At 67.7% G+C, this 8,710-nt stretch carries 7 protein-coding genes; 6 read left to right on the top strand and 1 reads right to left on the bottom strand.

The features are described from left to right. The coding region (locus tag ACFE7D_RS13110; RefSeq protein ID WP_375395862.1) for a vitamin B12 dependent-methionine synthase activation domain-containing protein at positions 1-1,497 on the top strand (1,497 nt) is incomplete at its 5' end. A gap of 132 nt (positions 1,498-1,629) precedes the next feature. After that, complete coding sequence (locus ACFE7D_RS13105; protein ID WP_375395861.1) at positions 1,630-2,550, top strand: right-handed parallel beta-helix repeat-containing protein; 921 nt, start codon at positions 1,630-1,632, stop codon at positions 2,548-2,550. 104 nt (positions 2,551-2,654) lie between these two features. On the opposite strand, the gene ACFE7D_RS13100 is transcribed toward ACFE7D_RS13105, so the two are convergent. Then, the gene (locus ACFE7D_RS13100; RefSeq protein ID WP_375395860.1) at positions 2,655-4,343 is read right to left on the bottom strand and encodes an alkaline phosphatase family protein; all 1,689 of its coding nucleotides are present in this window, start codon (positions 4,341-4,343) and stop codon (positions 2,655-2,657) included. Between the two features lie 107 nt (positions 4,344-4,450). On the opposite strand from ACFE7D_RS13100, the gene ACFE7D_RS13095 reads away from it, so the two are divergent. The 4 genes from ACFE7D_RS13095 (at position 4,451) to ACFE7D_RS13080 (ending at position 8,626) form a co-directional block, all read left to right on the top strand. After that, complete coding sequence (locus ACFE7D_RS13095; protein WP_375395859.1) at positions 4,451-6,457, top strand: protein-disulfide reductase DsbD family protein; 2,007 nt, start codon at positions 4,451-4,453, stop codon at positions 6,455-6,457. After that, positions 6,457-6,603, top strand: a complete 147-nt coding sequence (locus tag ACFE7D_RS13090; RefSeq protein WP_375395858.1) for a hypothetical protein — start codon at positions 6,457-6,459, stop codon at positions 6,601-6,603. Before ACFE7D_RS13095 ends, ACFE7D_RS13090 begins: the two co-directional genes overlap by 1 nt. 106 nt (positions 6,604-6,709) lie before the next feature. Continuing rightward, a complete protein-coding gene (locus ACFE7D_RS13085) occupies positions 6,710-7,042 on the top strand; it encodes a hypothetical protein (RefSeq protein ID WP_375395857.1) in 333 nt (110 codons plus the stop codon). Between the two features lie 75 nt (positions 7,043-7,117). Then, positions 7,118-8,626 carry a circularly permuted type 2 ATP-grasp protein gene (locus ACFE7D_RS13080; protein WP_375395856.1) on the top strand — a complete coding sequence of 503 codons (1,509 nt, stop codon included), beginning with the start codon at positions 7,118-7,120 and terminating at the stop codon, positions 8,624-8,626. Positions 8,627-8,710 lie beyond the last annotated feature (84 nt).

The raw sequence follows: 8,710 nt of genomic DNA, 5'->3' as shown, positions 1-8,710 counted from the left end.
AAGGGCGACGTGCACGACATCGGCAAGAACATCGTCGGCGTCGTGCTCCAGTGCAACGGCTTCGACGTGGTCGATCTGGGGGTGATGGTGCCCTGGTCGACGATCATCGCCGCGGCGAACGAGAACGATGCCGACATGATCGGGCTGTCGGGGCTGATCACGCCCTCGCTCGACGAGATGGTGACGGTCGGCGAGGAGATGCAGCGCGCGGGGATGACGATGCCGCTGCTGATCGGTGGCGCGACGACCTCGAAGGTCCACACCGCGCTGCGCATTGCGCCGGCCTATAAGGGCCCGGTGGTGCATGTCCTCGACGCGAGCCGCGCGGTCGGGGTCGCGACGACCTTGGTCAGCACGACGGGGCGCGACGATTATGTCGCGGGCGTCGCGGCGGATTACGAGGCGGTGCGCGTGGCGCGCGAGGGCAAGGGGCAGAACGCGCTGCTGCCGATCGCCGATGCGCGGGCGCGGGGGTTTCCGGCGGACATGATGCTGAAGGCGCCGACGCCGGTCGCGCCCGGGCGGCATGTGTTCGACGACTGGTCGCTGGAGGATTTGCGCGGGTATATCGACTGGACGCCGTTCTTTCGCGCGTGGGAACTGGCGGGGAATTTTCCGGCGATCCTGGATGACGAGATCGTCGGGGAGAGCGCGCGGGGACTCTACGCGGATGCGCAGGCGATGCTTGATACGATCGTCGCGGAGAAATGGCTGACCGCGCGGGGTGTTGCGGGGTTGTGGCCGTGTCGGCGGGAAGGGGACGATGTTCTTCTTCAATCCTCCCCGGGACGGGGAGGGGGACCGCGAAGCGGTGGAGGGGGCTCGCATCCTGACGAATCGCTCGCGGATGGCCCCCTCCACCATCCTTCGGATGGTCCCCCTCCCCGTGCCGGGGAGGAATTGGAGACTCGCCTCCCCTTCCTCCGCCAGCAGATCGCCAAGCGCGAGGGGCGTGCGAACATGTGCCTCGCCGATTTCATCGATCCCGCGGGCGACTGGATCGGCGGTTTCGCGGTCGGGATTCACGGCATCGATCCGCATATCGCGCGGTTCAAGGCTGGGCACGACGACTATAACGACATCCTGCTGAAGGCGCTCGCCGACCGCCTCGCGGAGGCGTTCGCCGAGGCGTTGCACGGGCATGTCCGCCGCGAACTATGGGGCTATGCCCCCGACGAACAGCTGACCAACGAGGCGATGATCCGCGAGCAATATCGCGGCATCCGCCCCGCGCCCGGCTATCCGGCGTGCCCCGAGCATAGCCTCAAGCGAACTTTGTTCGACCTGCTGCAGGCCGAGGATGCGGTCGGGCTGACGCTGACCGAGAGCTTCGCGATGCTGCCGACCGCGGCGGTGTCGGGCTTCTATTTCGGGCATGCGCAGGCGGAATATTTCGGCGTCGCGCGGATCGGGCAGGATCAGGTCGAGGAGTACGCCGTCCGCCGCGGCGTCGATCTGGCGCAGGCGACGCGGTGGCTTCGGCCGAACCTCGACTGACGTCTTCCGCACCGTTCCGGGACGGTCTGACCGCGCGGAAAGATTCCGAGCAGCGGACGGCCCGCGTTAACCCCGAATGCGACTGGCATGGGAAGGCGGTTGCGTACAGGCCGGTGGGGAAAGGATTTCCCCATGAAACGATCGTTCCTCGCGCTCGCGCTACTGACCGCCCCCGCCGCCGCGCAGACGACCGCGCCCTTCACCATCGGCGGGCAGGGGTTCGCGACGTTGCAGGCGGCGGTCGATTCGGTGCGGCTGGGTACCGCGACGATTCTCATCGCGCCCGGTACCTATCGCGACTGCGCGATCCAGCAGGGCGGGCGGATCACCTTCCGCGCCACGACGCCGGGCACCGCGATCTTCCAGGGCGGTGCGTGCGAAGGCAAGGCGACGCTGGTGCTGCGGGGCAGCGCATCGGTGGTGGACGGGCTGGTGTTCCGCGGCGTGCATGTCGGCGACGGCAATGGCGCTGGCGTCAGGACCGAGATCGGCGACCTGACCGTCGTCAACTCGATGTTCCTCGACAGTCAGGAAGGGATATTGGGTGGCCAGCCCACCGGCCAGCGGATCACGATCGACCGGTCGACCTTTTCCGGGCTCGGCCAGTGCGACCAGACGCCCGATTGCGCGCATTCGATCTATCTGGCCAACAAGGGCCATGTCACGATCACGAATTCACGGTTCGAGCGCGGTCGCGGCGGGCATTATGTGAAGCTGCGCGTGCCGGACGTCGTCATCACCGACAACAGCTTCGACGATACCGGCGGCCGCAAGACGAACTACATGATCGACCTGCCCGACGGTGCGACCGGGCTGATCGCACGCAATGTCTTCGTGCAGGGCAGCCACAAGGAGAATCATTCCGGGCTGATCGTCGTCGCCGCGGAGGCACGGACCTATCCCTCGACCGGCTTGCGCGTCGAGGACAACGACGCGCGGCTGTCGCCGGGGGATACGACCAGCCCGGCGTTCGTGGCGGATCTGAGCCATGACCGGCTGGCAGTGGGGACGAACCGGCTGGGCACCGGGCTGCGGGGGTTCGAGACGCGGTAGCATTCGTCACCCCGGCCCCGCGCCGGGGTCCATCGCGCCACACGCCAATCGGCGTTTGATCGCGCGGCACGATGGATGCCGGACCAGGTCCGGCATGACGGAACCTATTTCCCGCAATTATCCGACGAACCGCTACCTAGCTGCAGACAAACCCCGTCCACGACCGGCGTCCGCACCTTCGCCAGGCCGGCCAGCGTCGGCGCGATGTCGACCGTTTCGATCGGTGCGGTGCGCGTGTCCTTCGCCGCTCCCGGCCACCAGAACAGGATCGGTACCTGCCGGTCGTAATCCCAGGGGCTGCCATGCCCCGCGACCACGTCGCCGGGTCCGCGCGGCAGGCCGAAGCTGGTCCGCGGGGCATAGGCGACCGCGATGTCGCCCGACCGCGCCGGGTCGTAGCTTTCGTGGAACCGCTGATCGATCGACAGCTTGTCGGGCGTGGTATGGGGCGGCACGACCGCGGCTTCGATTGCGGCGCGGGTGAAGATGTCCCGGACCTCGGGCTGTTTCTTCAACCACGCGACCGTCGCGTCCTGCACCTTGGCATGCAGATCGGCGTCCGGGCCGACGTTGATGTAGAGCTGTTGCGGATCGTCGCCGACGACAGGCTCATAGGACAGGCCAAGCGTGCCGGCGACCGCCTTGTTCAGCCGCGCGATGAACGCCGCGCTGTCGAGGCGGGTCGCGTCCGCGTCGTGGCGATGCTCGCGCTCGGCGGCGTCGGTGCCGCCATGGTCCGCGGTCATCACGACGACGAAGGGTGTGTTCTGGCCGCGCAGAAAGGTCAGGAACTTGCCCAATGTCGCGTCGAGCGCGGTCTGCTGCACGCACATCTCCGGGCCGCCATTGCCGTAGCGATGGCCGACATAGTCGTTCGCGGAGAAGCTGACCGCGAGCACGTCGGTCGCCGGGCCGTGGCCGAGATGGCGCGTCGTCACGATGGTCTCCGCGAATGCCTCCAGCGCTTGATCGAACAGCGGCGAAGCGCGCAGATTGTCCTGGAAATCGGTGGTTTCCAGAAACGCCGGATTCTCCTCGACATGCGCGGCGAGATCGGGCGGGATCGCCCCCGACAGCGTGATCTTGCCGAACGTCTCCGGCTTTTCCAGCGCGGCGCAGGTCGGGGATGCGGCGGGCCAGATAACGGGCGGGGCGGCCTTCCAGCGCGCGAACAATGCAGTGTCGTACCGTTTGAGCGATGCGCTCGCGGCGGGGCCGGCGGGGCCGGCGGGGCCTGCGAAGGTCGAGGTCGTGAACCCGACGCCATCGACCCACCAATAGGCACCGTCGGGATTCTGTCCGCCCATCGTGATCGCGGCGCGGTCCTTGCCCGACAGCGCATAGCTGCGCGCGCCGGGCTCGGCGGCCTTCACCCAGTCGCCCAAGGTCGTGACATGCAGGTTCTGCGGCCCGCGCGCGTTCGGATCGGACGATCCCGGCGTCGCGACGCAGTAGATCGCGGAACCGGTCTTCAGGTCGAACCAGCTGTTCGCGACGATGCCGGTGGCGGCGGGATGACGGCCGGACAGAATCGTCGAATGCCCCGGACAGGTCTCGGTCGCGGCATGGCTTTGATAGCCGACCGGGTAGGCGACGCCGTCGCTCAGCGTGCGCAAGCCGCCGGTGTAGCCGGCGAGATAGCGGCGATAGAGTTCGGACGAGAATTGATCGACCGAGATCGCGACGATCAGCTTCGGTTTCTCGGGCGCGGGCGTGCCGGTGCTTTGCGCGAAGCCGGGGGACGCAAAAAGGACAGCCGAAAGGGCGGTGGCGAGAAAATTGGTGGCACGCATCGCGTCCGTTCTCCGATCGTGTAGATGATGTTTTGCCCTGCTACGGTGTGGCAGGCGGTCGGCGCAATTGGAACGATGAACTGATGACGAAACTCGGTTGCCGATTGATGACACTGCTTGCGCTGCTGCTGGCCTGGACGACCGTTGTCCGGGCCGACACCTTTGGCGCGCCGAGTCGACATCTGCCGATGACGTTGGTCGCGGAAAGCGTCGTGCCCCGCGCCGGCGGCATCGTGACGATCGCAATCGATACGCAGCCCGAGGCTGGGTGGCACGGCTATTGGCTGAATCCCGGCGATGCGGGCTTTCCGGCCAGGCTCGACTGGACATTGCCCGCGGGCGCGACGGTCGCTGGCCTGCGCTATCCGGTGCCGACGACGATGCTCGTCGCCGGGCTGATGAATTATGTCTACAAGGCTCCCTATGCGCCGCTGGTGACGCTGAGCGTCCCCGCCGGGCTCCCGACGGGTACGAAACTGCCGGTCCGGCTGAAGGCGGATTATCTGGTCTGCACCGACAGCATCTGCGTGCCCGAGGCGCAGACGCTGTCGATGGACCTGACCGTCGGCGACGGCACGATCGCCCCGGCGACTCGGGCTAGCTTCGACGCCTGGCGCAGAGCGATCCCCAAGCCGCTCGGCAGCGCGGCGGCGTATTCGGTGAAGGACGGGATCCTGCGGATCGCGGTCCCATATCCGGCCGGCGCGGTGGCGACCGACGCGTATTTCTTTCCGACCACGACCGGCGCAGTGGATTATGCCGCGCCGCAGACGGTAACGCGCGACGGTGACATGCTGACGATCGCGACCAAGACCGCGGCGGGTTCGAAGCCGGCGGGCGCAATCGAGGGCGTATTGCGGATCGGAGTGGCGCAGGGGCTGATGCTGTCCGCGGCACCGGGCGGATCGCCGGGATCGACGGACACGAACGGGCGCGGGGTGCTGGCGACGACGCTGATCGCGTTCCTCGGCGCGGTGCTCGGCGGACTGATCCTGAACATCATGCCCTGCGTGTTTCCGATTCTGAGCCTGAAGGCGCTCGGCCTTGCGAAGGGGAACACCGACGCCCGGACCGCGCGGCACGACGCGCTGGCCTATGCCGCGGGGGTGATCCTGGTGCTGCTGGCGCTGGGCGGCGCGATCCTGGCGCTCAGGGCGGGGGGCAGTGCGGTCGGCTGGGCGTTCCAGTTGCAGGACCCGCGCGCGATCGTCGTGCTGCTGCTGCTGTCGGTCGCGATCGCGCTCAACCTGTCGGGGCTGTTCGAGGTGCCGATGCCGCGCTTCGCGGGGGCGAGCGGGGTCAGCGGATCGTTCGCGACCGGGGCGCTCGCGGCGTTCGTCGCGACGCCGTGCACCGGGCCGTTCATGGGCGCGGCGCTGGGGGCGGCGCTGGTGCTGCCGTGGTTTGCCGCGCTCGCGATCTTCGGCGGGTTGGGGCTGGGGCTCGCGCTGCCGTTCCTGGCGATCGGGTTCGTGCCAGCGCTGCGGCGGCGCTTGCCCAGGCCCGGCATGTGGATGGAGACGTTCCGCCGCATCCTGTCGGTGCCGATGTGGCTGACCGCGATCGCGCTCGCCTGGGTGCTGGGGCGGCAGGCGGGGGTCGACGGGATGAGCGGTGCGCTGCTTGCCACGCTTGGGGTCGCGATTCTGTTGTGGATCGGCGGGGTGCGCCAGCATCGGGGAGAGAGTTTCGGCTGGGGCTATGGCATTGCGATCGTGATGGTCGCGGCGTTGAGCAGCGGGATGATCGCGCGATCGGCCGTGCATGGTACCGCTCCCGCGGCCGCCGGGGCGGAGCCGTTCACCGAAACCAAGCTCGCCTCGCTGCGGGCGGGCAAGCGCCCGGTCTTCGCCTATTTCACCGCGGACTGGTGCCTGACGTGCAAGGTGAACGAGAAGACCGCGATCGAGACCGCGGCCACCCGCGCGGCGTTCGCGAAGCACAACGTCGCGGTGCTGGTCGGCGACTGGACCGACGGTGATCCCGCGCTCGGTCGCTTCATCCAGGCACATAACCGGGCGGGCGTGCCGCTGTACCTCTATTACGCGCCGGGCGCCGCGGAACCGCAAGTGCTGCCGCAGGTGTTGACAACCGGGATGCTGGAGGCATTGTGATGAAAGCGATGGCGACCGCGCTCCTCGCGGTAGCGGGCGCGGCAACGAGCGTCCCCGACCCGGTCGCGTGGCACGAACCCGCCGCACCGTTCAGGATCGTCGGCCCGATCTACGATGTCGGCCGAAGGGGCTCGCGGCCTATCTGATCCGTACCCCCGAGGTTCGCGTCGACCGGATCCTGCGCGACGGCGACGCGGCGACGCCAGGCGGCGTGACGATGACCGCGCTCAAGACGGCCGGGCATACGCCGGGTTGCACGAGCTGGGCGATACCGGTGCGCGACGGTGTGCGGATATTGCATGTCCTGTTCGCCTGCAGCCTGACCGTCGGTGGCAATCGCTCATCGGCAATGCGGGCTATCCCGGCATCGTCACCGATTTCCGCCGCAGCTTCGCACGGCTGGCGAAGATGGAGGCGGACGTGGTGCTGACCGCGCATCCCGAGGTTTCGCAAATGGCGAAGCGCCGGGCCCGGGCCTTGGCCCGCGACCGGAATGCCTGGGTCGATCCGGCGCAGCTCGGCCGGCTCGTCGCTGTGGAGAAGACCGCGTTCGAGAAGGAGCTGGCGCAGAGTTTCGCGAAATGACCCTGTTCCCCTTGTGCGGTGCAGCGAAGCGGGGCAGCATGGAACCGGCGGCGGCACAGGGATTTAATCGTAACGATGGGGCAACGACCGGCGTTCGACGAGATCATGGGGCATGGCGACGCGACCGCTCCGCGCCCCGACCTTGCCGCGCTCGGTCGCTGGCTCGAAACTACCCCCGACGCCGAACTTCGTCGGCGTCAACAGGCGGCGGAGACGACATTCCGCCAATTGGGCATCACCTTCGCGGTCTACGGCGACAACGATGCCGGCGAGCGGATCATTCCTTTCGACATCGTGCCGCGCGTGTTCCTGCATGACGAATGGGCGCGGCTGTCCGAAGGGCTGGTCCAGCGCGTCGATGCGATCAACGCGTTCCTCGACGACATCTATGGCGCGCGGCGCATCCTGGCGGAGGGCGTGCTGCCCGCCGACCTGATCTTCGGCAATCCGCAGTTCCGGCCCGAAATCGCCGGCATCCGGCCGCCGCACGGCGTCTGGGCGCATATCTGCGGGATCGATCTGGTACGCACCGGTCCCGACGATTTCTTCGTGCTGGAAGACAATGCGCGGACGCCGTCGGGGGTCAGCTATATGCTCGAAAATCGCGAGGCGATGCTGAGGCTATGCCCCGAACTGTTCCGCGAATTCCGCGTCGCGGCGGTCGACAGCTATCCCGACCGGCTGCTGGAGACGATGCAGTCGGTCGCGCCGCACGGGGCGGGGCAGAACCCGGTCTGCGTCGTCCTGACGCCGGGGCATTATAATTCGGCCTATTACGAACACAGCTTCCTCGCCGACACGATGGGCGTCGAACTGGTCGAGGCGGCGGATCTGGTCGTCGATGACGATATCGTCTGGATGCGGACGATCGCCGGGCGGGTGAAGGTGGACGTGATCTACCGCCGGATCGACGACGACTATCTCGATCCGCTCGTGTTCCGGCCCGACAGTACGCTCGGCGTGCCGGGGCTGATCGCGGCCTATGCGGCGGGGAACGTCGCGATCATGAACGCGCCGGGCAACGGCATCGCCGACGACAAGGCGATCTACAGCTACATGCCCGAGATCGTGAAATTCTATTCCGGCGGCGCGCCGAAGCTGCCCAATGTCGAGACATGGCGCTGCCGCGAACCGCAGTCGTTGCAATACGTCCTCGATCATCTGGACGAGGTTGTCGTGAAGCTGGTCGACGGATCGGGCGGCTATGGCATGCTCGTCGGCCCGACCGCGTCGCGACAGGAGATCGAGGATTTCCGGGCCGCGCTGATCGCCGAGCCGCATCGCTACATCGCGCAGCCGACGCTGGCGCTGTCCACCGTTCCAACGCTGGTGGATAGTGGCCTCAGCCCGCGTCACGTCGATTTCCGGCCGTTCGTCCTGTCGGGATCGAAGGGGGTGCAGGTCGTCCCCGGGGGGCTGACGCGCGTCGCGTTGAAGGAGGGGTCGCTGGTCGTCAATTCCAGTCAGGGGGGCGGGACCAAGGACAGTTTCGTGCTGATGGCGGATCAGGCGCGGTCGATGGGCGCGGGCACGATGACGCAGACGATGGGTGGAATGACGCAGACGCTGGGAGGCGGCGCGTGAACCGTTTCTCTCAATCCTCCCCGGGACGGGGAGGGGGACCATGCGCAGCATGGTGGAGGGGGCGGGCGGCAAGCGAAACGCTAG

The organism is uncultured Sphingomonas sp. (assembly GCF_964244235.1).
Lineage (GTDB): Bacteria > Pseudomonadota > Alphaproteobacteria > Sphingomonadales > Sphingomonadaceae > Sphingomonas.
Note: the sequence above shows the minus strand (reverse complement) of the source record. Positions and strands in the feature narration are given on the sequence as shown.